We start from the raw sequence: 22,895 nt of genomic DNA on the forward strand, positions 1-22,895 counted from the left end.
CGATAACGAAGATGAATTTGCCTGCCTTTGACACTGTCTACACCCCGAGCTGGCATGCCGAGCTGGAGCTGGCCTACGCCCGCTTCGGTGACGCAACCCGCCCGACCTGCCGCCGCCACCTGGGGCCCTTGCGCGTACAAAAGCACCTGTACGCCGAAGGCCCGCAGGTGTGCCAGCACATCATCGTCCACCCGCCTGGCGGCATTGCCGGTGGCGACCGGCTGGACATCAGCGCCCGCATCGAAGCCGACGCCTGGGCGCAATTGACCAGCCCCGGCGCCGCCAAGTGGTATCGCGCTGCCGGGCCCGCCTATCAGAACCTGAGCCTCAAGGTTGCCGCCGGCGCCACACTGGAATGGCTGCCCCAGGAGACCATCGTCTTCAGCGCGGCCCAGGCCGAGCTCACCACTCGGATCGACCTCAGTGGCGACGCCAGGCTGTTCTACTGGGATGTGGTGGCCCTCGGGCGTCCGGCCAGTGGCGAACGCTTCGAGCGCGGGCACTTCCAGTCGCAACTGGACATCCGCCGCGACGGCCAGTTGATCTGGCACGAGCGCCAGCGCGTGGAAGGTGACGACGGCCTGCTCGACTCGCCCATCGGGCTTGGCGGCCAACCGGTGTTCGCAACCCTGTTGGTGACAGGCGTTATTGATGCGACCCTGCTGGAGCAGTGCCGCGCGCTGACCACCCCGGTACGCGGCGACCTGACCCAGCTGCCCGGCTTGCTGGTGGCGCGCTGCCTGGCCAGTGAAGCCCTGCACGCGCGCGACTGGCTGATCAGCCTGTGGCGCCTGCTGCGCCCGGCATTGCTTGGCCGTGAAGCCGTTGCCCCGCGCATCTGGCACACCTGAATTCAACGAAAGACCGAAACGGACCCGACATGGACCTGACTCCACGCGAAAAAGACAAACTGTTGATCTTCACTGCCGGCCTGGTGGCGGAACGGCGCCTGGCCCGTGGCGTGAAGCTCAACTACCCGGAAGCGATGGCGTACATTTGCGCCGCCCTGCTCGAAGGCGCCCGCGACGGCCAGACCGTCGCCCAGTTGATGCACTACGGCACCACCCTGCTCAGCCGTGAGCAGGTGATGGAAGGCATCCCGGAGATGATCCCCGAGATCCAGGTCGAAGCCACCTTTCCCGACGGGACCAAGCTGGTCACCGTCCACCAACCCATCGCCTGAGCCTTGATCATGCCCCCTACCGTACGCGATGCGGCCCAGGCCGATCTGCCTGGCATCCGCGACATCTACAACGACGCCGTACTCAACACCACGGCGATCTGGAATGAACAACCCGTGGACCTGGACAACCGCCAGGCCTGGTTCACTGCACGCCAGGCCCAGGGTTACCCGATCCTGGTGGCCGTCGACGCCGACAACGCCGTCCTCGGCTACGCTTCGTTCGGTGACTGGCGGCCGTTTGAAGGCTTCCGTCACAGCGTCGAACATTCGGTGTATATCCGCGCCGACCAACGCGGCCAAGGCCTCGGCCCGCTGCTCATGAACACCCTGATCGAGCGCGCCCGGGCCTGCAATAAACACGTGATGGTGGCCGCCATCGAAAGCGGCAACACAGGCTCCGTGCGCCTGCACGAGCGCCTGGGCTTCACCGTCACCGGCCAGATGCCCCAGGTGGGCGTCAAATTCGGCCGCTGGCTGGACCTGACCTTTATGCAGTTGATCCTCAACCCGGGTGCTCAACCGCCTGCGAACCCTTCGGAGTAAGCCTTCATGAATGCTGCCCAGTTGCGTCGCGTCACCGTCGAGAGTTTTTCCCACTACCGCCAGGGCCTGGTCGAACTGCTGATTGATGCCGTTCGACAGGGGGCCTCGGTGGGCTTCATGGCCGACTTGAACGCGCAACAGGCCAACAGCTACTTCGATGAAGTCAAAGCCAGCATCGCCAGCGGCGGCCTGCTGCTCTGGGCGGTGGTCAGGGACGAACAGGTGCTGGCCAGCGTGCAATTGTCGCTGTGCCAGAAAGCCAACGGCCTGAACCGCGCCGAGGTGCAAAAGTTGCTGGTGCATACCGAATGCCGGCGCCGCGGCCTGGGCCAGCAACTGATGACCGCCATGGAAATCGACGCCCGCCAGCACCAGCGCGGCCTGCTGTACCTGGACACCGAAGCCGGATCGCCGGCCGAAGCCTTCTACCGTGCGATGGGCTACACCAAGGCCGGGCAGATCCCCGACTATGCCTGCAGCCCCGACGGTCAATATCGCCCTACCGCGCTCTACTACAAGACTCTGCAAGGACCGATTGCATGATCCCTGGCCAATACCAGATCCAGCCCGGCGAGATCGAACTCAACGTCGGCCGCCGTACCCTCAGCCTGACCGTGGCCAACAGCGGCGACCGACCGATCCAGGTCGGCTCGCACTATCACTTCTTCGAAACCAACGACGCCCTGACCTTCGACCGCGCCGCCAGCCGTGGCATGCGCCTGAATATTCCGGCCGGCACGGCGGTGCGCTTCGAACCGGGGCAGAGCCGCGAGGTCGAGCTGGTGGAACTGGCGGGCTTGCGGCGGGTATTCGGGTTTGCCGGGCGGGTCATGGGTGACCTGTAAGACCTAGCCCTAATGCCAGTCAGTTAAGGAATAGAACGCTGCAACACCTAATGTAGGAGCGGACCCGGCCGCGATGGGCTGCGAAGCGGCCCCGGCGATTCCGAAACCGCCCGCATTCGCAGGGCTTGTCGTAGATATCACCGGCCTTGGGGGCTGCTGCGCAGCCCATCGCGGCCAGGTCCGCTCCTACAAGGGTTGCGTTGTTCCTTAACTGACAGGCATTAGGGCTTGCCCGCGATCGACCGCACAGCGGTCGCAACCAGCAAGGAATTGAAATGAAAATCTCCAGACAAGCCTACGCCGACATGTTCGGCCCCACCGTCGGCGACCGCGTGCGCCTGGCCGACACCGAGCTGTGGATCGAGGTCGAACAGGACTTCACCACCTACGGCGAAGAAGTGAAATTCGGTGGCGGCAAGGTCATCCGCGACGGCATGGGCCAGAGCCAGCTGCTGGCCGCTGAAGTGGTCGATACACTGATCACCAATGCCCTGATCATCGATCACTGGGGCATCGTCAAGGCCGACGTCGGTCTCAAGGACGGCCGCATCGCCGCCATCGGCAAGGCCGGCAACCCGGACATCCAGCCCGACGTGACCATCGCCATCGGTGCCAGCACCGAAGTGATTGCCGGTGAAGGCATGATCCTCACCGCCGGCGGTATCGACACGCACATCCACTTCATTTGCCCGCAGCAGATCGAAGAAGCCCTGATGAGCGGCGTCACCACCATGATCGGCGGCGGCACCGGGCCTGCCACCGGCACCAACGCCACCACCTGCACTTCGGGCCCGTGGCACATGGCGCGCATGCTCCAGGCTGCCGACGCCTTTGCGATGAACATCGGTTTTACCGGCAAGGGCAACGCCAGCCTGCCGGAGCCGTTGATCGAGCAGGTCAAGGCCGGTGCCATTGGCCTGAAGCTGCACGAAGACTGGGGTACCACCCCCGCGTCGATCGACAACTGTCTGAGCGTGGCCGACCAGTACGATGTGCAGGTGGCGATCCACACCGACACCCTCAACGAGTCCGGCTTCGTCGAAGCCACCCTGGACGCCTTCAAGGGCCGCACCATTCACACCTACCACACCGAAGGTGCCGGCGGTGGCCACGCGCCCGACATCATCAAGGCCTGCGGCTTCCCGAACGTGCTGCCCAGTTCCACCAACCCGACCCGGCCGTTTACCCGCAACACCATCGACGAACATCTGGACATGCTCATGGTCTGCCACCACCTGGACCCGAGCATCGCCGAAGACGTGGCCTTCGCGGAAAGCCGCATCCGCCGCGAAACCATCGCCGCCGAAGACATCCTCCACGACCTCGGTGCGTTTTCGATGATCAGCTCCGACAGCCAGGCCATGGGCCGGGTCGGCGAGGTGATCACCCGCACCTGGCAGACCGCCGACAAGATGAAAAAGCAGCGCGGCCCCCTGCCCGAGGACGGCCCCGGCAACGATAACTTCCGCGCCAAGCGCTACATCGCCAAATACACCATCAACCCGGCGATCACCCACGGCATCAGCCATGAAGTGGGTTCGATCGAAGTGGGCAAATGGGCCGACCTGGTGCTCTGGCGCCCGGCCTTCTTTGGTGTGAAACCGACGCTGATCCTCAAGGGCGGGGCCATTGCTGCCAGCCTGATGGGCGACGCCAACGCCTCGATCCCGACGCCGCAACCGGTTCACTACCGACCGATGTTCGCAAGCTATGCCGGCTCGCGCCACGCCACCAGCCTGACCTTTATCAGCCAGGCAGCACGGGACGCCGGCGTGCCGGAAAGCCTGGGGCTGAAGAAAAAGATAGGGGTGGTGAAAGGCTGCAGGACGGTGCGCAAGACCGACCTGATTCATAACGGCTACCTGCCGGACATCGACGTCGACCCGCAAACCTACCAGGTCAAGGCCGACGGCCAGCTGCTCTGGTGCGAGCCGGCCGACGAATTGCCAATGGCGCAGCGCTATTTCCTGTTCTAACCCAACTGCAGAGGTCACTCATTGTGGGAGCGGATTTATCCGCGAACAGCTCCACCGCAGTGTGTCAGGCAAAACACGGTGAGGCTATTCGCGGATAAATCCGCTCCCACATTATTCAAGGCATGACTCGGAAATGGGGGTCGTCCTTAAAGCACAAACCGGCTCAGGCGCCGCTTGAGCTGATCGTTCTCCCGACGCAGCTGCTGGACCTCCTCCAGCAGCTCCATCGCCAGGGCCACGCCTTCCCATTCCAGTTCCAGGTCGTCGTGCAGCTTTTTCGCGCGTTTGGCGACCACCGGCGCGAAGTCATCGAACAGCCACTCATCGGGCGTTCGCCCCTGAGGTTCAAGAATGCCGTGTTCGACGATTTCGATCACGTAGGCGCGGGGGAGGTCCACCGCCTGACAGAAGCTATTCATGTCCAGTTGAACCATCAGGGTACTGTTCATCGTCAGCTACTCCATAGAGATCGGGGATTGAACGCCGCCTGCTCCGACAAGGTTTTCCACAGCTCTTTGGTGGCTTCGTCGGAATGAGCCGGCATCACCACTTTCAATTGTGCGAACAGATCGCCGCGATGGCCCTGTTTGTCCAGCAACCCCTTGCCCTTGACCCGCAGGCGCTGGCCGCTCTGGCTGTCGGCACGGATGGTCAGGTGGATCCGGCCGGTCAGGGTCGGCACCTCCACCTTTGTCCCCAGTGCAGCTTCCCACGGCGCCAGCGGCACAGTGATGATCAGGTTATGACCTTCGACATCGAACAGCGGATGCGGTGCCAGGCGGATAATCAGGTACAAGTCGCCGCTGGCCCCACCGCCCACGCCCGGCGCACCCTGGCCCTTGAGGCGGATGCGCTCGCCATCGCTGACCCCAGCCGGGATCTTGACGTTGAGGGTCTTGGTGGTATCGCCGATGCGATGACCGGCGGCATTGTATTGCGGCACCTGGAAGCTGATTTTTTTCGATTCCTGGGCCAGGGTTTCTTCCAGAAATACCGCCAATTCCATTTCCACGTCTTGCCCTCGCCGCCCGGCGCTGCGTTGATGGCCGCGCCCGAACGGGTTGCCGCCGCTGTTGCCACGCCCGGCCTGGCCGAAAATGGAGCTGAAAAAGTCAGAGAAATCGCCGGCGCTTTCCTGGCCAAAGCCACCGCCACGGCTTTCCCAACCCGGCGGGCCCTGGAACGGCCGGCCGTGCTGGCCGTACTTGCGCAATTCGTCGTATTCGGCGCGTTTTTCCGGACTGCTCAGGGCTTCATAAGCCTCACTGGCTTCCTTGAATTTGTTTTCGGCGTTGTGCTCCTTGCTCACGTCGGGGTGATACTTGCGCGCGAGCTTGCGGTAGGCGGTCTTGATCGCCTTGTCGTCCGCCGTCGGCTCTACGCCCAGTATCTTGTAGTAGTCTTTGAAGTCCATCTAAGGATCACCATCCTGATTAAATCGGCAAAAATCTGAAGATTGGGGTCAAGCATAGCCTTTCAAGGTATCCGATGGATCACTGGCCCTTCGATTCTGTTCGCGACTGGCATACACTGCGCGGCCGTTTTTTTCCGGAAAGCTCAAGACATGACTAGCGCTGCCCCTGCCCATGCCTGCGGTATCGATTTCGGCACCTCCAACTCCACTGTCGGCTGGCACCGTCCGGGCATGGAATCGCTGATCGCACTGGAAGACGGCAAGATCACCCTGCCCTCGGTGGTTTTCTTCAACATCGAGGAGCGCCGCCCGGCGTACGGCCGCCTGGCCCTGCACGAATACCTGGAAGGCTACGAGGGGCGCCTGATGCGCTCGCTCAAGAGCCTGCTCGGCTCCAAGTTGATCAAGCATGACACCAGCGTGCTGGGCACTGCCCTGCCGTTCAAGGACCTGCTGGGCATGTTTATCGGCGAGCTGAAAAAGCGCGCCGAACAGAACGCCGGCCGCGACTTCGACGAAGTGGTGCTGGGCCGCCCGGTGTTTTTCGTCGACGATGATGCGGCGGCCGACCAGGAGGCTCAGGATACGCTGGAAGAAGTCGCCAAGAAGATCGGCTTTAAGGAAGTGTCCTTCCAGTACGAACCTATCGCTGCGGCATTTGACTACGAGTCGACCATCGAGCGCGAAGAGCTGGTGCTGATTGTCGACATCGGCGGTGGTACCTCCGACTTCTCGCTGGTGCGCCTGTCGCCAGAGCGCCGCATGGTCGATAACCGCCACGACGACATCCTCGCCACCGGCGGCGTGCACATCGGCGGGACTGACTTCGACAAGCAACTGTCCCTGCAGGGCGTGATGCCACTGTTCGGTTATGGCAGCCGGATGAAAAGCCAGGCGCTGATGCCCACCAGCCATCACATGAACCTGGCGACCTGGCACACCATCAACTCGGTGTACTCGCAAAAGTCCAGGCTGGCCCTGGGCAGCATGCGCTACGACATCCAGGACACCGACGGTATCGACCGCCTGTTCAAGCTGATCGATCAGCGCGCCGGGCACTGGCTGGCCATGGAAGTGGAAGAGACCAAGATCCAGCTGACCGAAACCGAAAGCCGGCTGGTGGCACTGGACCGTATCGAGCCAGGCCTGAGCGTGAACCTGACCCGTGCGCTGTTCGAAGACGCCATCGATAACCTGCTCGAACGCGTGCGCGCCAGTGTCGGCAACCTGCTGAACCAGGCTGGCGTGGGTGTTGACCAAGTGGACACGGTGTTCTTCACCGGTGGTTCCAGCGGCATTCCGGCGCTGCGCAACAGCGTCGCGGCCATGCTGCCGAATGCACGGCACGTGGAAGGCAACATCTTCGGCAGCATCGGCAGCGGTTTGGCGATCGAAGCGCGCAAGCGTTACGGCTGAACCCCACAGCCGGCCCTCCACTGATTGCATGCGGCGGGTGTAGGAGCGGACCTGGCCGCGATGGGCTGCGAAGCAGACCCCTGGGGCCGCTGCGCGCCCCATCGCGGCCAGGTCCGCTCCTACAAGTGTTTGGGCCGTTGTATCAGACCATTCCCGCCTGGCGCAGCTCGCTTTTCAGATACGCATAGTAGATCGGCCCCGCAACCACCCCAGGCAAGCCAAACGCCGCTTCAAATATCAACATCGCCAGCAACAGCTCCCACGCACTGGCGCTGATCTGCCCGCCGACAATCCGCGCATTCAGAAAGTATTCCACCTTGTGGATAACGATCAGGTACCCCAACGCCGCCATCGCCACCCAGATCGACAACGACAGGCCAACGATAGTGATCAGCGTGTTGGATATCAGGTTGCCGATCACCGGCAACAGCCCCAGCAGGAAGGTCAGCATGATCAGGGTTTTGGTCAACGGCAGCTTGATGCCGAACATCGGCAGCACCACCGCCAGGAAGATCCCGGTAAAGAAGGTGTTGAGCAGGGAAATCTTGATCTGTGCGAAGACGATGTTGCGAAACGCCTGCACCAGCAGCATCAACCGTTCGAACAATGCAGCCGCCAGCGGCTTGCGCAAGGTCGGGTCGGGGACGCGATGCAAGGCGATGATCGCGCCCAGGATCATGCCGATCAGCATGGTCACGAACATGTGCACCGCGCCCTTGCCCACCAGTTGCAACTCGCCCAGGTGGGTTTTCAGCCACTCGCCGATGGCGACCCGAAACTCCGCCGCGCTGGCGGGCAGATAAGCGTCGATAAAGGGTGGCAGCTGGGTCCGCGCCTGATCGACCAGCAGCATGAACTTGTCCAGCGAGGCACCGGGGTTTTCCGCTTCATGCAACAGGAAGCTGATGGCCCCGGCGAACAACAGGGACAGGCTGCTCACCACCAGCGTGCCCAGCAATGCTACCGCCACCCAGCGCGCCCGGCGCCCGGCGATCAAGTGCTGCAGCTTGGGCGTCAGCATGTTCACCAGTTCGAACACCAGCAACCCGGCCAGCAGGCTCGGCAACAGCTTGAGCGGCAACACCAGCAGCAATGCGGTAAACACGATGATCCAACTGGCTATAACGACTTGGCGCGCGGTGAACGTGGGCATACAGCCTCAGAAACGAACGGCATGAAGGGACCGGCAGTCTGCCAGCGTTCCAGGGGCACGACCAGTGGGGGTTGCGATCCTGCCGCCAGCGCCACGCCCGCGCGACCGGCGGCGCCGCTACTTTTTCTGCAGGCAGTCACTCATGAAGGTGTGTTTGTCGCCGTCAAGGGCCTGGACGGTAGCGTCGGCGTGGCAGGTTTGGACCTTTTGCTGTTGCGCCGTGGCCGCGAACAACGGGTCGGCCATCATCAAAGACAGCACCAGCAAGGGCACATGCAGTATGTTCATGAAGCACTCTCCTGCGGCGCCACGGCGAACCCGCAGCCTCGAAAAACAGTGTAGACAGACTTTTTACACTCCAACCCTTACAAGCCGGCCGCCTTCAGGCGCGCCGCATGCTCGGTGAACAGCCGCACAGGTTCCGCGCCTTTGCCGATTGCGCCCAGGGACTGATTGACGATATCGAAGTGATCCAGCGGGAAGTCATCGCCGATCACCTCACCCAAGTGCGAGCTGATGCGCCCGACCATACCGTCGCATTCCTTTTCCCGGGTAAAGCTGCGGGCATACAGCCGGCAGAAGTAGTGGCTGCCATCGAACCGATTGAGCCCCTGGTGAGTGCGCGGGTCCTGGACAACACCGGACCAGGAGTAATAGCGCACCCCGGCGACCTCGGCCGCGCCCGGCCCACCCCAGGTGGTCGGCACCCCTTGTGGGTACTGACGATTGAACAGCGCCGCGCCGTCAAGGGTCAGCGACTGGTACGCCGCCTTCACATCGATCGGCAGCAACGGGCCCCGCTGTCCCGTCTCAAGCAACCACATCACCATCGCCAGCAAGCGCAGGCCGAATGCCAACAGGCGGCCTTGAGGACTGCCCGCCGGGTACAGACGGGTATGGAAATCGGCCAGTTCCGAACCGCGATGGGGACCGGCCACCGACGTCACCGAAGCGACCCACTCCGGACGCCTGGCAGCCGCATAGCGGGCCGATAGCGCCCCTTGGCTATGGCCGATCAGGTTGACCTTGTCGGCCCCGGTTTCCCGGCGAATGCGCTCGATGATCGCCAGCAGCTGTTCGCCCCGGACTTCGCTGGAGTTGAGCGGCGACACCTGCACCGCGAACACCGTCGCCCCACCCCGGCGCAGCGCCGAGGGAATACCGAACCAATAGGGGTAAAGCACCAGCCGCACAAACCCGAGCATGCCGGGTACCAAGACCAACGGATAACGCGTAGCCAGCGCTTGCGACATGGGCACCTATCCCTGAGCCGAATCCATGAGTGAACACTAGCATCGAACTCCTGCGCGTCGCTGAGGTTCAAAGTGATATCAGGCCAGCCGGCCTATTCGAGGGAGCGACACCATGTACAAATCTACTTTGGCAGCGCTGTGCGTCGTGGCATCACTGAGTGGTTGCAGTACCACACCTGAAAACCCGGTGGACATGGTCACCTTTCGCAACGAACCGCTGGTCAAGGAGGTTGAAAACGGCATGACCATGCAACGCGTGATCGCCATTGGCGGCACCCCTTCGACCTTCAAGGATCTGCCCAACGGCGGCACCTGCAATAACTACATCCTCAACCGCGACGGTCATCAGCAGCCCTACTACATCACCTTTGACGGCACCGGTCACGTGGACGGCAAGGGCTTCATGACCTGTGAGCAGCACCAGGCCAACCAGAAGGCGAGCGGATAAAACTTTCCAGACGCGGGGGCCGCCACAAAGTTCATGGAACACGCCAACCGCTTACCCCGCCGATTTCGGCGCCTTGCCCGCCTTCATTTGCTGCAGCAACGGTGTGCATTGATTCGGCTCGCCGCCACTGGGCGCGATCAAAGCCAGCAAACCCGCGGCTGGCCCCGCCGCCACACCCAGGGTCACCATGCCCGCACCGCGCAGCATCAACGGTACCGCCTGGACGCCGGCGTTGGGCTTCTTGAAGGTGCCGCGCACGTACAACGGCGAGCGCAGCGACAGCAGGCGAATGCCCTTGGACTCCGGGATGATCTTCAGGTCGAGTTTTTCAGTGGCGAAGTTAGCGGTGGGTGATGACGACACCCACGATGAGCAGGATCGACAGCAGACTGGAAAGGACCCAGGCCAGTATTTTTGAAGTGCGCGTCATTGCACGGTTCTCCGGATGACAGCTTTGCTGCGGCGCTGGTATTTGCTTAGGGCTTCCCATAGCCGAACAGGTTTAGAAAGCCTTGCCCCGGAATCGAATATTTATCCGGCCGACGCGCCCGCCCCAACCCAACAGACGCTTGACGATGCCGTGAAAGCCGCGGGCCACAAGGGCTGCGGCAAATATCAATTCCGTTGATTGTTACCATTACCTTTATGAACTTTTATATCTAATTCTCGAGAGTAGCATTGGCTCCGTAGACACATTTCAGCCCTCCAAGGAGCGCCCTCTCATGAAACGCCAATTGCTGCTCAGCCTTACCCTTTCTGTCCTGGCCGCCAACGCCTTCGCTGTTCCGGCCGCTGACCAAGGCATTTCTGCCGAAGCCAAATCCAGCACCACCGTGATCAGCCAACCGATCGGTAGCCTCGCTGAAGGCGGCTCTGATCGCCTGATCGAGCGCAGCAACACCATTGCTGAAGGCGGTTCCGACCGTACCTTGCAGCGCAACGATGTCGCTGAAGGCGGATCGGATCGTCTGATCGAACGCAGCAAGACCATTGCCGAAGGCGGTGCCGACCGTCTGCACGAACAAAACCAGCGTCTGAGCTAAGGCCTTGCGGTCCTTGGAAAAAGCCCGGTTCCTGCAACCGGGCTTTGGTTTTCAAGAAGCCCTGCGTTTTGCGGTTCGACGCCGTCAAAGTCGATTTGCTAGAGTGCACAGCTGATCCAATTGAAGCCTGCCCCCATGCTCCCCCGCGCTGAACAAAAACAACAGACCCGCCACGCATTGCTCCACGCTGCCCGTCAATTGATGGACAGTGGCCGAGGCTTTGGCAGTCTGAGTTTGCGCGAGGTGGCCAAGGCTGCCGGCATCGTCCCCACCGGTTTTTACCGGCACTTCACCGATATGGACGAACTGGGTCTGGCATTGGTGAACGAAGTGGGCGAAACCTTTCGCGAAACCATTCGCCTGGTCCGGCATAACGAAGTGGTGCTCGGCGGCATCACCGATGCCTCGGTACGGATCTTTCTCGATGTCGTCGCTGCTAACCGCAGCCAGTTCCTGTTTCTGGCGCGCGAGCAGTATGGCGGCTCGTTGCCGGTACGCCAGGCGATCACAGTGTTGCGCGAAGGCATCGCTTCGGACCTGGCGGCGGACCTTGGTTTGATGGCCAAGTGGCAACACCTGAATGCGGCGGCACTGGCGGTCATGGCCGACCTGGTGGTGAAAACCGTGTTCGCCACCCTGCCCGAGCTGATCGACCCCCCTGCTGCGCCCCTGCCCCCGCACCTGATGCCCCAGGCCAAGATCACTCAGCAATTGCGCTTTATCTTTGTCGGCGCCCGCCATTGGCAAGGCATCAATTAGGTCCTTTTTTGGTGCAAAACGCCGTTCGTCGCACCGATTCAAGACAAAAACACGCCCCCGCTTTCAGCTATCACACGCATTTGTAGGGCATTTCCTTCAGATACCCCGATTGGCAAGGCACTTGCTCTGCATAGGCTATCGCTCTTACTTAGCTGGAAGCCCTAGCCATGCTGGTTATTCACACTCGGATCGCGCCCAAACCTGACTGGTCGGCCGAATTGCACCTGACCTTCGAAGCCCGCAGCAAGAGCCGCTTGCGCTGTTTTAGTGCCGAGGGGGAGGACGTCGGGTTGTTTTTGGAGCGCGGCCAGTCGCCGCTGCATGACGGCGAATTCCTGCAAGCCGAAGACGGCCGGGTGGTCCGCGTTTGCGCCCGCCCGGAAAAACTCCTGCACGTAACCTGCGCCAGCGCCTTCGAACTGACCCGCGCCGCCTATCACTTGGGTAATCGCCACGTCGCCTTGCAAGTGGGTGACGGTTGGCTGCGCCTGCTCGATGATTACGTGCTCAAGGCCATGCTCGAGCAGCTCGGCGCTCACACCGAGACCCTCGAGGCGCCGTTCCAGCCCGAGCACGGCGCCTACGGTGGTGGCCATCACCACTCCCGTCACGGTGACGAAGATTTCAATTACGCGCCGCGCCTGCACCAGTTCGGCGTGCGCACATGAGCCCGGCCTGGGCTCTGCTGCGCCTGGCCAGCCCGCAGCTGCCGATTGGTGGCTACAGCTATTCCCAGGGTTTGGAGATGGCCGTGGAAATGGCCACCGTGGTCGACCCGGCCAGCGCCCGTCGCTGGATCGCCGACCAGCTGTTGCTCAATCTGGCGCGCTTCGAAGCACCGCTGTTACTGGCTCATTGCGTGGCCGCCGAGGCCGAAGACTGGGGCGAGTTGCTCCAGCGTTGCGACGAGCACCGGGCCAGCCGCGAGACCCGCGAACTGCACCTGGAAAGCCGGCAGATGGGCTATTCCCTCAAACAGCTGCTCGAAGGCTTACCGGAGCTGGACACGGCTGCCCGACGCTTTCTCGCCGACATCCACGAACCGCACTTGGCCCTCGGTTGGGCGCTGGCGGCGCGTGCCTGGCAGATCAGCCCACAGGACGCCCTGGCCGCCTGGCTCTGGAGCTGGCTGGAGAACCAGCTGGCCGTGTTGATGAAAACCCTGCCGCTGGGCCAGCAAGCCGCTCAGCGTCTGACCAGCGAACTGCTGCCGTTGCTGCAACAGGCCCGGCAGATCGCCACCGACCTCAACCCCCAACACCTTGGCAGCGCCGCCTTCGGCCTGTCGCTGGCGAGCATGGCCCATGAGCGCCAATACAGCCGCCTGTTCCGTTCCTAGGAGAACCCTGATGAATACCCAACCCCTGCGCGTCGGTATCGGCGGCCCGGTCGGCTCCGGCAAGACAGCCCTGACCCTGGCCCTGTGCCTGGCCCTGCGCGAGCGCTACAACCTGGCTGTGGTCACCAACGATATCTACACCCGCGAAGATGCCGACTTTCTGGTGCGCAACCAGGCCCTGGCGCCGGAGCGGATCATTGGCGTGGAAACCGGCGGCTGCCCGCACACCGCCATCCGCGAAGACGCTTCAATCAACCTGGAAGCGGTCGACCAGCTCAACCGGCGCTTTCCCGGCCTGGACCTGATTCTGGTCGAATCCGGCGGCGACAACCTCTCGGCTACCTTCAGCCCGGAACTGTCGGACCTGACCATTTACGTGATCGACGTGTCGGCCGGCGACAAGCTGCCGCGCAAAGGCGGCCCGGGGATCTGCAAGTCCGACCTGTTGGTGATCAACAAGATCGACCTTGCGCCGCTGGTGGGCGCCTCGCTGGAAATGATGGATGGCGACACCCGCCGCATGCGCGGCGAGAAGCCCTTCGTGTTCAGCAACCAGAAAACCGGCCAAGGGCTGGAAGAGATCATTGCCTTTATCGAACGCCAAGGCCTGTTGACCGCAGCCTGATCACCTCTTCACTACAAGGAAGCTGACCGATGTCGCTGAAAAAACTGCTGTGCCTGTTACCCCTGCTGCTCGCCCCTGGCCTGGCACTCGCCCACCCCGGCCATGGCGACAACGGCCTGGTGGCCGGCATCAGCCACCCGATTGGCGGGCTTGATCACTTGCTGGCGATGGTGGCGGTCGGCCTGTGGGCGGCACAGCAACAAAGCGCGGCCCGCTGGGCGCTGCCGTGCACCTTTGTCGGCACCATGCTGATGGGGGGTTTGCTGGGTTTTAGCGGGCTGGAACTGCCGGCGATGGAAAGCGGCATCGCCGCCTCGGTGCTGGCGCTGGGGCTGGCGGTAGCGCTGGCGGTTCGCCCACCGGTAAGCCTGGCGGTACTGGCGACGGCGCTGTTCGCGCTGTTCCACGGCGTGGCCCATGGCCTGGAAATTCCCGAGATGACCAGCCCGTGGGCGTATGCCTTCGGTTTTGTCGCCGCCACCGCTGCGCTGCACGCCGCCGGATTCTTCGTGGTCCGCGTGCTGCCGCAGGCCGCCGCGCTGCTGGTGCGCCTCGCCGGCGCGGCCTCGGCGCTGACCGGTGCGTGGTTGTTGGCTGGCTGACGCTGTAACCAAGGGCTCCCACAATTGTGGGAGCGCTCCCATCCTCCTGCTACCATGTCGCCCAAACTCCGTGACGACATCAGCCAATGCCCGACCTTTCCTTGCGCGCCACCCTGTCCGCCACCTTCGCCACTGTGCAACAGCACTTTGCGCAGACGATCGTGCCGCTCTGGCAAGGGCCGGGATGGAATGCAGACCTTGCCCTGCCGTTCGAGGCCCTGGATGCACAGCACCAGCCGCTGCCACCGCAGCGCTATCGGGCCATGGCCTGCGCCCGGCAACTGTTCCTGTTTTCCAGCCGAATCGACGAACCCGGCGCCGCCGAGCGCGCCGCCGCGCTGTTCCGCTCGCTGCAACGGCACTTCCACGACGCCGAACACGGTGGCTGGTTCTACAGCATCGACCCCAGCGGCCAGCCGCTGGATCGGCGCAAGGACCTCTACACCCACGCCTTTATCGTCTTTGCCTGCGCTCATTACTGGGCCAAGGTGCGCGAACCCTTGGTGGAATCGACGCTCAACGCCGCACTGAGCGTGGTGGCCGAACGGTTTTCCACAGGCGATGGCCTGTATGAAGCGAGCCTGGATGAAGATTGGTCGCCCCTGGGCAGCGGCCCGTTGCAAAACCCGTTGATGCACCTGGCCGAAGCCTTTCTGGCAACGCTGCAAGTGCGCGAAGACGAGCCAGTCAAACAGGCGCTGCTGGCGCTGACCAACGCCATGCAGGCAGGCTTTATCGAGCCCACCCATGGGGTGATGCTGGAGAAACCGCGCGGGGCTGTGGATAACTGGTTTGAACCAGGGCATCAGTTCGAATGGTTTTATCTGCTGGCATCGTCGCCGTTGCTCAATGGCAGCCCGCTGCACCGCTCGCTGGAACGCGCATTCGGTTATGCCGAACTCCATGGGGTACGCGACGGCGCGGTGCTGGCGATGCTGGACGCTCAGGGCCAGGCCCGTGACGCCACCCAGCGCATCTGGGCCAAGGCCGAATACATCCGCGCGCTGACCCTTCGCCCGAACAGCGAAACCACCGTGCTCGAGCAGTTAGAGGCGCTGCAGGCGAATTTCCTGCATGCCGGTGGCTGGTACGAATGCCGCGATGCCAGTGGCGCGGTCAGCCGGCATGACATGCCATCGACTACGCCGTACCACCTGGCAACTTGCTATATCGGCCTGCAGGATGCATTGGGCGACCTTTAAAAGCTTCGCGGGCAAGCCCTAGTACAGTCACAGACGTCCCTGTAGGAGCGGACCTGGCCGCGATGGGCTGCGAAGCGGCCCCGGCGATTCTGAAACCACCTGCACTCGCAAGCTGAGTCGCAGATGTCACTGGCCAAAGGGGCCGCTGCGCGGCCCATCGCGGCCAGGTCCGCTCCTACATGAGGCTTGCCTGCGAATAGGTATCAACCCTTGCTGCGCTCAATCGCAAACCCGGCCAGGGTCTGGCTCACTGGCATCAGCTCAATGTTGTTGATGTTGATGTGAGCCGGCTGGTTCATGACCCAGAAGATGGTCTCGGCAATGTCCTGCGGCTGGATCGGGTCAGCGCCCGCGTAGGTGGCGTCGTAGCGGGCTTTGTCGCCGCCGAAGCGCACCAGCGAGAACTCGCTTTCACACAGGCCGGGTTCGATGTTAGTGACTCGCACGCCCGTCCCCTGCAGGTCGCAGCGCAAATTCTGCGAAAACTGCCCGACGAAGGCCTTGGTGCCGCCATACACGTGGCTGCCAGGGTAGGAGTAATTACCCGCCACAGAACCCAGGTTGACGATGCTGGCCCCCTTGCCGTGGGCGATCAGGCGCGAGAGCAGCAGGCGGGTGCTGTACATCAGGCCTTTGACGTTGGTGTCGACCATGATGTCCCAGTCATCCAGGTCGCACTTGGGTGCAGGGTCCGCGCCCAGGGCCAGGCCGGCGTTGTTGATCAGCCCGCGCAGTTTGTCGAATTCCGGCGGCAGGCCTTCGATGGCCGCTTCCATCGCCTTGCGATCACGCACGTCGAGCACCAGGCCGAGCACCTTGGTCTGCCTGGACAATTCCGCGCACAGGGCATTGAGGCGCTCTTCGCGGCGACCCGTCAGCACCAGCGACCAGCCGGCTTTGGCAAAACGGCGCGCGCAGGCTTCGCCAAACCCTGAGGTGGCCCCGGTGATGAATACAGTGGAAGTCATCGTGTTCTCCTAAAAGTGGCGGCAGGCGGCAAGCCCTGAAGCATGCCCGGCCCCCGCCGCGTCAGCAAGTCGTCAGTGCAACTGTACGAAAAATGTACAGCCACCGCAAAGCCTTGCCCTGGCTGGTCCGGCGCGGGTTGTGCTCATCTTATCCACAAGCGGTTCCACAAAAACCGGGGGCAACTCAAATTGCCCACAGGCCTTTGTCCACAAGGGATCAAGCGCCTGAATCTGAGTATTGTCCTTGACTTTGCCGCTGCCAATGCCGAGGTTCGCTAAAGGGGTGCAACCCAGTGCCACCATCCAATGGCCGCAGGCCAGCAACTACGCCGTCTGCGTCGCTCTTTCCAACGATTGCCCACAGAGTTATCCACAGCCTGGAATGCGTATGAGCGGCCCTGGACAGTGGTGGATAAAAGGATTGACAAAACCCCTTTCAGGCCAGCAAAAAAGTGCTGATCAAAAAACAACCACCCCTATCAAAGCCACGGAAATAAAGGCCTCCAGCCATATGCTCCCAAGTTACCCACAATCAGCTCCACAGCAACCGTGGACAACTTCACCTCATGACAAAAGCATGAATTTCAGCGACGTTGTGTCGCGTTTTGCGCACTTGACGAATGGGTTGTCCACAAAACTGTGGATGAAAGAAAACGCCCCGGCTTTTAAAGGCCAGGGCGTTTTTTTGACGCTTATCAGTGGTCAGTGACCGCCAAGGTAGGCATTGCGCACCTCATCGTTGACCAACAACTCCTTGCCCGTGCCGGTCAGGCGAATTTGCCCGTTGACCATCACATAGCCCCGGTCCGACAGCCTCAACGCGTGGTTGGCGTTCTGCTCGACCAGGAAGATGGTCATACCGGTGGAGGCAAGCTCTCGCAGGGTATGGAAGATCTGTTTGACCACGATCGGTGCCAACCCCAGGCTCGGTTCATCGAGCAGCAGCAGCTTGGGCCGGCTCATCAAGGCCCGGGCGATGGCGAGCATCTGCTGCTCGCCCCCGGACATGGTCATGGCCCGCTGGTTGCGCCGTTCCTTGAGCCGCGGGAACAGCTCGAACATGCGCTGCATGTCCTCGCTGGCGTACTTGTCCCCGATCGGGATGGTGCCCATCATCAGGTTTTCTTCCACCGTCATGTCGGGGAACACCCGCCGGCCTTCCGGTGACTGGGCGATCCCGTTGGAGGCGATGTAGTGGGCCGACTTGTGAGTGATGTCGGTGCCACGGTAGGTGATCTGCCCATGGCTGGCCCGTGGCTGGCCGAAAATCGACATCAACAGCGTGGACTTGCCCGCGCCGTTGGAGCCGATCAGGCTGACCGTTTCACCCTCGTTGATGTGCAGTGAGACTTTTTTCAGGGCCTGGATCGGCCCGTAGAACACGTCGACATCCTTGAATTCGAGGATCGGTTCGCTCATACCAGCTCCTCTTCGTCAGCACCCAGGTAGGCCGCGATCACCTTCGGATCTTTGCGGATCTGCTCAGGTACACCTTCAGCAATCACGTTGCCGTGGTCCAGCACCACGATGTGGTCGGAAATGCTCATTACCATGCCCATGTCGTGCTCGATCAGTACCACGGTCAGGTCGTGGTCATCGCGCAGGTGGCGGATGATCGCGCTGAGCCGTTCGGTTTCTTGCGGGTTGAGGCCGGCGGCCGGTTCGTCCAGGCAGATGATTTTCGGCCGGGTGCACATGGCCCGCGCGATCTCCAGGCGTCGCTGCTGGCCGTAGGAAAGCTCCCCGGCCAGGCGGTTGGCGCAATCCCCCAGGTCCACCACTTCCAGCCAGTAGAACGCGTGATCCAGCGCGTCGCTCTCAGCTTTGCGGTAGGCCTTGGTGTTGAGGATGCCCGAGACCAGGTGGCGGTTGACCCACATGTGCTGGGCCACCAGCAGGTTTTCCACCACCGACATTTCCCTGAACAGACGAATGTTCTGGAACGTACGGGCCAGGCCCGCGCGGTTGATCAGGTGGGTGCCACCGAACATTTTGTAGAACAGGCGGCTGGCAAATTGAGGTGGCGAGACAAAGTCAGTGAGCTTGAACGGTTCGCCCAACAACTTGATGACGTCGGTTTTCGTATCGCGCACATTGAGTTCGATATGCCCGCCGGTAGCCTTGTAGAAACCGGTCAGGCAGTTGAACACCGTCGTCTTGCCGGCACCGTTGGGCCCGATCAGGGCGAAGATCGAATTGCGCTTGACCTTCAGGCTGACATCGCTGAGCGCCTTGATCCCGCCAAAGTGCATCATCAGGTTATCGACCGAGAGGATGACATCATCGCTCATGGCGCCACTCCTTTACGTGGGGTCACACCGGTACGGCTGATACGAATCAGGCCGCGTGGCCGCCAGATCATCATTAACACCATCAACACGCCAAACAGCAGCACCCGGTACTCGGAGAAGGTGCGCAACAGTTCCGGCGCGACGGTCAGCACAAACGCCGCCATGACCACCCCCACCGTCGAGCCCATGCCACCGAGCACCACAATGGCGAGGATCAGCGCTGACTCGAAGAAGGTGAACGAGGACGGGTTCACGAAGCCCTGGTAGCTGGCAAAAAACACCCCGGCAAGCCCGGCGGTGGACGCCCCGAGGGTGAAGGCCGAAAGCTTGACCAGCACGTGGTTCAGGCCCATGGCGCGGCAGGCGATTTCATCTTCGCGCAGCGCTTCCCAGGCGCGCCCGACGGGCATGCGGGTCAGCCGATGCTTGATGTACAACACCGCCAGCACCACCAGAAACAACACGATGTAGATAAACAGGAATTTCAGGTTGGGGTTGTAGTCGATCCCGAAAAACTCATGGAACGGCACTCCGCCTTCTTTGGCACGGCGACCGAACTCCAGACCCATGAAGGTCGGTGACGGCACGGGCATGCCGTTCGGACCACCGGTGAACGACAGCCAGTTGTTCAGCACCAGGCGAATGATTTCACCAAAGCCCAGGGTCACGATGGCCAGATAGTCCCCGTGCATTCGCAACACCGGAAAGCCCAATAAACATCCCGCCAACGCCGCAGCGAGGGCCGACAGCGGCAGCACCGTCCAGAACCCCAGCCCCAGATACTGGTAACCCAGCGCCAGGCCGTAGGCGCCGATGGCGTAGAACGCCACGTAACCCAAGTCGAGCAGACCGGCAAGACCCACCACGATGTTCAGCCCCAGGCCCAGCAGCACGTAGATCAGCCCGAGGATCACCACGGTCAGCAGGTACTTGTTGGCGAAGAACGGAAAGACGATGGCGATCACGATCAGCGCCGGGATGATCCAGCGCAGCCGCGACTTGTAGTCCGGCGCCAGCACGTGCACGCCGGAGCCGCTGCTCTCGAAGCCCTCCAGGATGCCCAAGCCCTTGGGCGTTTGCAGGAACAGGCTGAGAAAAAAGCGCCCGACCATCACCGCGCCCACCAGCCAGGCGACGCGCACCGGCTCAAGATTGAAGCTGTAGCCTTGCAGCACCACACCCACGATCGGGCCGAACACGATCAACGAGATCAGCCCGGCGAGCACGGCATCGATGAGGCTTCGCTTGATATCAATAGCGTTGTTTTCGGTAGCAGACATACTTACACCTTCGCCACGAGTGGGCGACCCAGCAGGCCTTGGGGACGGAAAATCAGGATCAGCACCAGCAGTGAGAAACTGAATACGTCTTTGTAGTCAGAGTTGACCAGGCCGGAGAACAGCGACTCCGAAACACCCAGCACAATCCCGCCCAGCATCGCTCCCGGCAGCGAGCCGATACCGCCCAGTACCGCTGCGGTGAAGGCCTTGATGCCGATGATGAAGCCGGCATAGAAGTCAAAGGTGCCGTAGTTCAACGTGATCAGCACCCCGGCCAGCGCGGCCATGGCGGCGCCGATGATAAACACGTAGGAAATGACCCGGTCGGTGTTGATACCGAGGATCGAGGCCATCTTGCGGTCCTGCTGGGTCGCGCGGCACATACGCCCAAGCTTGGTGAACTTGATGACGTAAGTCAGCAGGCCCATGCCGACAAAAGCGGCGATCAGAATGAAGATCTTGGTGTAGGTCAGCTGAACGAAACCGTCACCAACATCCAGGCGCAAGGCGCCTTCGAGCAGGGTGGGGATACCTTGTTGCTGTGCGCCCTGACTGATCTGCGCGTAGTTTTGCAGGATCAGGGAAATACCAATGGCACTGATCAGCGGTGCCAGGCGAGTGGAGTTGCGCAATGGCTTGTAGGCGACCCGTTCGATGACCCAGCCATAGACGCCGGTGACGACGATGGTGAAGACCAGTGTGCCGAGCATCAGCAACGGGAAGGACTCAATGCCGAAGTAAGCCAGCAGGGCCAGACTGATTGCCGCGAGGTAAGCGGAAATCATGTAAACCTCGCCGTGGGCGAAGTTGATCATGCCAATGATGCCATAGACCATTGTGTAGCCGATGGCGATCAGACCATAGACGGACCCGAGGGTCAGACCATTGATCAATTGCTGCAGGAAAATACCATCCATAACGCAATCTCACGGTGATGAGATTGCACAAGCGCTGACCACGGCGGACGGCCGATAGCAGTCCTCGCAGCGCAGGGTTTGTGCATATCTACGAGAAAAGACGAGTGCGGCAATAAAACCGCGCCGCGCCCGACGTTCGGTCAGGCGCGGCGCAGCGGTCACTTCTGTTTTTCCAGCTGGTGGTATTTGCCGTCTTTGTCCCACTGGTAGACCACATAGTCGGAGACTTTCAGGTCGCCCTTGGAGTCCCACTCTTTTTTACCCATGACGGTCTGCACCGGGTTGGCCTTCAGCCACTTGGCGGCATCTTCGCCCTTGTTGGACTTGGCGCCGTTGAAAGCGGCCGCCAGGGTTTGTACCGAGGCATAGGCGTACAGGGTGTAGCCTTCGGGCTCGTAGCCGGTCTTGCGGAAGTTCTCCACAACCTGCTTGCTGTCCAGGACCAGACGCGGGTCGGCGCCGAAGGTCATGTAGACACCGTCAACGAACTGAGGGCCACCCGCAGTCTTGACCATTTCGTCGGTCACGATGCCATCGTCAGACACGAAATGGACGTCCTTGAGGCCCGACTCGCGCATCTGACGGACCAACGGGCCGGCTTCAGGGTGCAGGCCGCCGAAGAACACCACATCAGCGCCGTTCTGACGGATTTTGGTCACCACGGCGTTGAAATCTTTCTCGCCACGGGTCAGGCCTTCTTCAAACACGGGCGTGACGCCACGTTTTTTCAGTTGGGCCGAGGTCGCATCGGCCAGACCTTTGCCGTAGGTGTCCTTGTCGTTCAGCACGACCACTTTCTTGCCCTTGAGGACGTCAATGATGTAATCAGCGGCCACGATGCCTTGCTGGTCGTCACGCCCGCACATACGGAACATGGCGTCCAGGCCGCGCTCGGTAACGGCAGGGTTGGTGGAGCCTGGGGTGATGGCAATGATGCCAGCTTCGTTATAAACCTCAGAAGCCGGGATGGTCGATGACGAGCAGAAGTGCCCGACAACACCGGCCACCTTGTCCTGGTCGGACAGACGGTTGGCCACGGCGACGGCCTGCTTCGGCTCGCAGGCGTCATCGCCCTTGACCAGCACGATCTTCTCGCCATTCACACCGCCTGCGGCGTTGATGTCGTCGGCCGCCTGCTGCGCGCCTTTCATGTACTGCTCGCCAAAGGATGCACTGGGACCGGTCATCGGCCCCGCCACACCGATCTTGATGTCGGCCTGAACAAACGAAGAAACGCCCATTGCCGTAGCCACGGCCAGCGCCAGAAAACCTTTCCTGTAAAACGTCTGCGACATGAGTGGTGCTCCTGATGTTTTTTTGGTTGGCACTACAACTTCAGCACGATCTAGCACGAAGGTCCGAGCAAGCGCCGTGCCATCGTTTTTTTATTCTGGAAAAAGTCGCTATCAACTTGTTCTTAGAGCGTTTTGGTCCTTTTGTTATGGGTCGTGCAACCGTCTGGAACGGTAATGGTGAAACCTTAAGAGACAAAAAGGCGCAACCTTCAGGCGCCATCATTGCAACCTGGACACCTGTTTACGTGCAACCAACCTGTAACAACGTGCGTAACGGAAGTGCACACTGACGGTGCGCATTTGCTACAGCTCGCACCACTACAGGCTAGACGATTGCCCCGTA

General features: G+C 61.7%; 28 protein-coding genes and 2 pseudogenes. 18 read left to right on the forward strand and 12 right to left on the reverse strand.

Going from position 1 to position 22,895, the window contains the following annotated elements; genetic code table 11:
• Positions 1-11 precede the first annotated feature (11 nt).
• The 6 genes from GUY40_RS09180 to ureC all read left to right on the forward strand — a co-directional run bounded on the left by GUY40_RS09180 (position 12) and on the right by ureC (position 4,547).
• On the forward strand, positions 12-851 hold the full coding sequence (locus GUY40_RS09180) for an urease accessory protein UreD (RefSeq protein WP_166568637.1): 840 nt from the start codon (positions 12-14) through the stop codon (positions 849-851).
• Positions 852-880: 29 nt separating this feature from the next.
• Positions 881-1,183 (forward strand): urease subunit gamma, encoded by a 303-nt coding sequence (gene ureA, locus GUY40_RS09185; RefSeq protein WP_166568638.1) that lies wholly within the window; start codon positions 881-883, stop codon positions 1,181-1,183.
• A 9-nt stretch (positions 1,184-1,192) separates the two neighbouring features.
• Positions 1,193-1,726, forward strand: a complete 534-nt coding sequence (locus GUY40_RS09190) for a GNAT family N-acetyltransferase (RefSeq protein ID WP_166568639.1) — start codon at positions 1,193-1,195, stop codon at positions 1,724-1,726.
• Between the two features lie 6 nt (positions 1,727-1,732).
• A complete protein-coding gene (locus GUY40_RS09195) occupies positions 1,733-2,269 on the forward strand; it encodes a GNAT family N-acetyltransferase (RefSeq protein ID WP_166568640.1) in 537 nt (178 codons plus the stop codon).
• Positions 2,266-2,571 (forward strand): urease subunit beta, encoded by a 306-nt coding sequence (locus GUY40_RS09200; protein WP_166568641.1) that lies wholly within the window; start codon positions 2,266-2,268, stop codon positions 2,569-2,571. Before GUY40_RS09195 ends, GUY40_RS09200 begins: the two co-directional genes overlap by 4 nt.
• Before the next feature lie 275 nt (positions 2,572-2,846).
• Positions 2,847-4,547 carry an urease subunit alpha gene (ureC, locus tag GUY40_RS09205; protein ID WP_166568642.1) on the forward strand — a complete coding sequence of 567 codons (1,701 nt, stop codon included), beginning with the start codon at positions 2,847-2,849 and terminating at the stop codon, positions 4,545-4,547.
• Positions 4,548-4,693: 146 nt separating this feature from the next.
• Here the strand turns inward: ureC and GUY40_RS09210 are convergent, their stop codons facing one another.
• A complete protein-coding gene (locus GUY40_RS09210) occupies positions 4,694-4,996 on the reverse strand; it encodes a chaperone modulator CbpM (RefSeq protein WP_166568643.1) in 303 nt (100 codons plus the stop codon).
• Positions 4,997-4,998: 2 nt separating this feature from the next.
• A complete protein-coding gene (gene cbpA, locus GUY40_RS09215; RefSeq protein ID WP_166568644.1) occupies positions 4,999-5,961 on the reverse strand; it encodes a curved DNA-binding protein in 963 nt (320 codons plus the stop codon).
• Positions 5,962-6,111: 150 nt separating this feature from the next.
• On the opposite strand from cbpA, the gene GUY40_RS09220 reads away from it, so the two are divergent.
• Positions 6,112-7,377 carry an Hsp70 family protein gene (locus GUY40_RS09220; RefSeq protein ID WP_166568645.1) on the forward strand — a complete coding sequence of 422 codons (1,266 nt, stop codon included), beginning with the start codon at positions 6,112-6,114 and terminating at the stop codon, positions 7,375-7,377.
• 142 nt (positions 7,378-7,519) lie between these two features.
• Here the strand turns inward: GUY40_RS09220 and GUY40_RS09225 are convergent, their stop codons facing one another.
• From GUY40_RS09225 to GUY40_RS09235, 3 genes are all read right to left on the reverse strand, one after another.
• A complete protein-coding gene (locus GUY40_RS09225) occupies positions 7,520-8,530 on the reverse strand; it encodes an AI-2E family transporter (protein WP_166568646.1) in 1,011 nt (336 codons plus the stop codon).
• Between the two features lie 117 nt (positions 8,531-8,647).
• A complete protein-coding gene (locus tag GUY40_RS09230; RefSeq protein WP_166568647.1) occupies positions 8,648-8,818 on the reverse strand; it encodes a PsiF family protein in 171 nt (56 codons plus the stop codon).
• A 77-nt stretch (positions 8,819-8,895) separates the two neighbouring features.
• Positions 8,896-9,783 carry a triacylglycerol lipase gene (locus tag GUY40_RS09235; RefSeq protein ID WP_166568648.1) on the reverse strand — a complete coding sequence of 296 codons (888 nt, stop codon included), beginning with the start codon at positions 9,781-9,783 and terminating at the stop codon, positions 8,896-8,898.
• Positions 9,784-9,895: 112 nt separating this feature from the next.
• Between GUY40_RS09235 and osmE the strand changes: the two genes are divergently transcribed.
• Positions 9,896-10,231, forward strand: a complete 336-nt coding sequence (gene osmE, locus GUY40_RS09240; protein WP_166568649.1) for an osmotically-inducible lipoprotein OsmE — start codon at positions 9,896-9,898, stop codon at positions 10,229-10,231.
• Positions 10,232-10,282: 51 nt separating this feature from the next.
• Here osmE and GUY40_RS09245 read toward each other — a convergent pair.
• Positions 10,283-10,579: pseudogene (locus GUY40_RS09245) on the reverse strand (AsmA family protein); the annotation flags it as partial.
• 97 nt (positions 10,580-10,676) lie between these two features.
• On the opposite strand from GUY40_RS09245, the gene GUY40_RS09250 reads away from it, so the two are divergent.
• From GUY40_RS09250 to GUY40_RS09285, 8 genes and pseudogenes are all read left to right on the forward strand, one after another.
• The gene (locus GUY40_RS09250) at positions 10,677-10,859 is read left to right on the forward strand and encodes a hypothetical protein (RefSeq protein WP_166568650.1); all 183 of its coding nucleotides are present in this window, start codon (positions 10,677-10,679) and stop codon (positions 10,857-10,859) included.
• A gap of 94 nt (positions 10,860-10,953) precedes the next feature.
• Positions 10,954-11,271: pseudogene (locus tag GUY40_RS09255) on the forward strand (hypothetical protein); the annotation flags it as partial.
• Positions 11,272-11,409: 138 nt separating this feature from the next.
• A complete protein-coding gene (locus GUY40_RS09260; protein WP_166568652.1) occupies positions 11,410-12,033 on the forward strand; it encodes a TetR family transcriptional regulator in 624 nt (207 codons plus the stop codon).
• 167 nt (positions 12,034-12,200) lie between these two features.
• Positions 12,201-12,701 carry an urease accessory protein UreE gene (gene ureE / locus GUY40_RS09265; RefSeq protein WP_166568653.1) on the forward strand — a complete coding sequence of 167 codons (501 nt, stop codon included), beginning with the start codon at positions 12,201-12,203 and terminating at the stop codon, positions 12,699-12,701.
• The gene (locus tag GUY40_RS09270) at positions 12,698-13,372 is read left to right on the forward strand and encodes an urease accessory protein UreF (RefSeq protein ID WP_166568654.1); all 675 of its coding nucleotides are present in this window, start codon (positions 12,698-12,700) and stop codon (positions 13,370-13,372) included. The genes ureE and GUY40_RS09270 overlap by 4 nt, the downstream gene beginning before the upstream one ends.
• Positions 13,373-13,382: 10 nt before the next feature.
• The gene (ureG, locus tag GUY40_RS09275; protein ID WP_166568655.1) at positions 13,383-13,997 is read left to right on the forward strand and encodes an urease accessory protein UreG; all 615 of its coding nucleotides are present in this window, start codon (positions 13,383-13,385) and stop codon (positions 13,995-13,997) included.
• A 29-nt stretch (positions 13,998-14,026) separates the two neighbouring features.
• On the forward strand, positions 14,027-14,599 hold the full coding sequence (locus GUY40_RS09280; RefSeq protein ID WP_166568656.1) for a HupE/UreJ family protein: 573 nt from the start codon (positions 14,027-14,029) through the stop codon (positions 14,597-14,599).
• Positions 14,600-14,685: 86 nt separating this feature from the next.
• A complete protein-coding gene (locus GUY40_RS09285; protein ID WP_166568657.1) occupies positions 14,686-15,801 on the forward strand; it encodes an AGE family epimerase/isomerase in 1,116 nt (371 codons plus the stop codon).
• 203 nt (positions 15,802-16,004) lie between these two features.
• Here GUY40_RS09285 and GUY40_RS09290 read toward each other — a convergent pair whose 3' ends face one another.
• The gene (locus tag GUY40_RS09290) at positions 16,005-16,769 is read right to left on the reverse strand and encodes an SDR family oxidoreductase (protein ID WP_166568658.1); all 765 of its coding nucleotides are present in this window, start codon (positions 16,767-16,769) and stop codon (positions 16,005-16,007) included.
• A 388-nt stretch (positions 16,770-17,157) separates the two neighbouring features.
• Here GUY40_RS09290 and GUY40_RS09295 point away from each other — a divergent pair, with 388 nt between their 5' ends.
• Positions 17,158-17,478, forward strand: coding sequence for a hypothetical protein (locus tag GUY40_RS09295; RefSeq protein WP_166568659.1), 321 nt, complete (start codon positions 17,158-17,160; stop codon positions 17,476-17,478).
• Here GUY40_RS09295 and GUY40_RS09300 read toward each other — a convergent pair.
• From GUY40_RS09300 to GUY40_RS09320, 5 genes are all read right to left on the reverse strand, one after another.
• Positions 17,472-18,188, reverse strand: coding sequence for an ABC transporter ATP-binding protein (locus GUY40_RS09300; RefSeq protein WP_166568660.1), 717 nt, complete (start codon positions 18,186-18,188; stop codon positions 17,472-17,474). The two genes, GUY40_RS09295 and GUY40_RS09300, sit on opposite strands and share 7 nt — an antisense overlap.
• The gene (locus GUY40_RS09305) at positions 18,185-19,060 is read right to left on the reverse strand and encodes an ABC transporter ATP-binding protein (RefSeq protein WP_166568661.1); all 876 of its coding nucleotides are present in this window, start codon (positions 19,058-19,060) and stop codon (positions 18,185-18,187) included. Before GUY40_RS09305 ends, GUY40_RS09300 begins: the two co-directional genes overlap by 4 nt.
• Positions 19,057-20,340, reverse strand: a complete 1,284-nt coding sequence (gene livM / locus GUY40_RS09310; RefSeq protein ID WP_166568662.1) for a high-affinity branched-chain amino acid ABC transporter permease LivM — start codon at positions 20,338-20,340, stop codon at positions 19,057-19,059. The genes GUY40_RS09305 and livM overlap by 4 nt, the downstream gene beginning before the upstream one ends.
• A 2-nt stretch (positions 20,341-20,342) precedes the next feature.
• Positions 20,343-21,257 (reverse strand): branched-chain amino acid ABC transporter permease LivH, encoded by a 915-nt coding sequence (locus tag GUY40_RS09315; RefSeq protein ID WP_166568663.1) that lies wholly within the window; start codon positions 21,255-21,257, stop codon positions 20,343-20,345.
• Positions 21,258-21,415: 158 nt separating this feature from the next.
• Positions 21,416-22,552 carry a branched-chain amino acid ABC transporter substrate-binding protein gene (locus GUY40_RS09320; protein ID WP_166568664.1) on the reverse strand — a complete coding sequence of 379 codons (1,137 nt, stop codon included), beginning with the start codon at positions 22,550-22,552 and terminating at the stop codon, positions 21,416-21,418.
• Between the two features lie 14 nt (positions 22,553-22,566).
• On the opposite strand from GUY40_RS09320, the gene GUY40_RS09325 reads away from it, so the two are divergent.
• A complete protein-coding gene (locus GUY40_RS09325) occupies positions 22,567-22,842 on the forward strand; it encodes a hypothetical protein (protein WP_166568665.1) in 276 nt (91 codons plus the stop codon).
• The last annotated feature ends 53 nt before the right edge of the window (positions 22,843-22,895 follow it).

Source organism: Pseudomonas sp. R5(2019) (assembly GCF_009905435.1).
Lineage (GTDB): Bacteria > Pseudomonadota > Gammaproteobacteria > Pseudomonadales > Pseudomonadaceae > Aquipseudomonas.

Bases quoted from the DNA above. Each gene is read 5' to 3' on its own strand.
- GUY40_RS09180 (WP_166568637.1), top strand. From the start codon at position 12: ATGAATTTGCCTGCCTTTGACACTGTCTACACCCCGAGCTGGCATGCC.
- ureA (WP_166568638.1), top strand. From the start codon at position 881: ATGGACCTGACTCCACGCGAAAAAGACAAACTGTTGATCTTCACTGCC.
- GUY40_RS09190 (WP_166568639.1), top strand. From the start codon at position 1,193: ATGCCCCCTACCGTACGCGATGCGGCCCAGGCCGATCTGCCTGGCATC.
- GUY40_RS09195 (WP_166568640.1), top strand. From the start codon at position 1,733: ATGAATGCTGCCCAGTTGCGTCGCGTCACCGTCGAGAGTTTTTCCCAC.
- GUY40_RS09200 (WP_166568641.1), top strand. From the start codon at position 2,266: ATGATCCCTGGCCAATACCAGATCCAGCCCGGCGAGATCGAACTCAAC.
- ureC (WP_166568642.1), top strand. From the start codon at position 2,847: ATGAAAATCTCCAGACAAGCCTACGCCGACATGTTCGGCCCCACCGTC.
- GUY40_RS09210 (WP_166568643.1), bottom strand. From the start codon at position 4,996: ATGAACAGTACCCTGATGGTTCAACTGGACATGAATAGCTTCTGTCAG.
- cbpA (WP_166568644.1), bottom strand. From the start codon at position 5,961: ATGGACTTCAAAGACTACTACAAGATACTGGGCGTAGAGCCGACGGCG.
- GUY40_RS09220 (WP_166568645.1), top strand. From the start codon at position 6,112: ATGACTAGCGCTGCCCCTGCCCATGCCTGCGGTATCGATTTCGGCACC.
- GUY40_RS09225 (WP_166568646.1), bottom strand. From the start codon at position 8,530: ATGCCCACGTTCACCGCGCGCCAAGTCGTTATAGCCAGTTGGATCATC.
- GUY40_RS09230 (WP_166568647.1), bottom strand. From the start codon at position 8,818: ATGAACATACTGCATGTGCCCTTGCTGGTGCTGTCTTTGATGATGGCC.
- GUY40_RS09235 (WP_166568648.1), bottom strand. From the start codon at position 9,783: ATGTCGCAAGCGCTGGCTACGCGTTATCCGTTGGTCTTGGTACCCGGC.
- osmE (WP_166568649.1), top strand. From the start codon at position 9,896: ATGTACAAATCTACTTTGGCAGCGCTGTGCGTCGTGGCATCACTGAGT.
- GUY40_RS09250 (WP_166568650.1), top strand. From the start codon at position 10,677: ATGACAGCTTTGCTGCGGCGCTGGTATTTGCTTAGGGCTTCCCATAGC.
- GUY40_RS09260 (WP_166568652.1), top strand. From the start codon at position 11,410: ATGCTCCCCCGCGCTGAACAAAAACAACAGACCCGCCACGCATTGCTC.
- ureE (WP_166568653.1), top strand. From the start codon at position 12,201: ATGCTGGTTATTCACACTCGGATCGCGCCCAAACCTGACTGGTCGGCC.
- GUY40_RS09270 (WP_166568654.1), top strand. From the start codon at position 12,698: ATGAGCCCGGCCTGGGCTCTGCTGCGCCTGGCCAGCCCGCAGCTGCCG.
- ureG (WP_166568655.1), top strand. From the start codon at position 13,383: ATGAATACCCAACCCCTGCGCGTCGGTATCGGCGGCCCGGTCGGCTCC.
- GUY40_RS09280 (WP_166568656.1), top strand. From the start codon at position 14,027: ATGTCGCTGAAAAAACTGCTGTGCCTGTTACCCCTGCTGCTCGCCCCT.
- GUY40_RS09285 (WP_166568657.1), top strand. From the start codon at position 14,686: ATGCCCGACCTTTCCTTGCGCGCCACCCTGTCCGCCACCTTCGCCACT.
- GUY40_RS09290 (WP_166568658.1), bottom strand. From the start codon at position 16,769: ATGACTTCCACTGTATTCATCACCGGGGCCACCTCAGGGTTTGGCGAA.
- GUY40_RS09295 (WP_166568659.1), top strand. From the start codon at position 17,158: ATGAGCGGCCCTGGACAGTGGTGGATAAAAGGATTGACAAAACCCCTT.
- GUY40_RS09300 (WP_166568660.1), bottom strand. From the start codon at position 18,188: ATGAGCGAACCGATCCTCGAATTCAAGGATGTCGACGTGTTCTACGGG.
- GUY40_RS09305 (WP_166568661.1), bottom strand. From the start codon at position 19,060: ATGAGCGATGATGTCATCCTCTCGGTCGATAACCTGATGATGCACTTT.
- livM (WP_166568662.1), bottom strand. From the start codon at position 20,340: ATGTCTGCTACCGAAAACAACGCTATTGATATCAAGCGAAGCCTCATC.
- GUY40_RS09315 (WP_166568663.1), bottom strand. From the start codon at position 21,257: ATGGATGGTATTTTCCTGCAGCAATTGATCAATGGTCTGACCCTCGGG.
- GUY40_RS09320 (WP_166568664.1), bottom strand. From the start codon at position 22,552: ATGTCGCAGACGTTTTACAGGAAAGGTTTTCTGGCGCTGGCCGTGGCT.
- GUY40_RS09325 (WP_166568665.1), top strand. From the start codon at position 22,567: ATGTTTTTTTGGTTGGCACTACAACTTCAGCACGATCTAGCACGAAGG.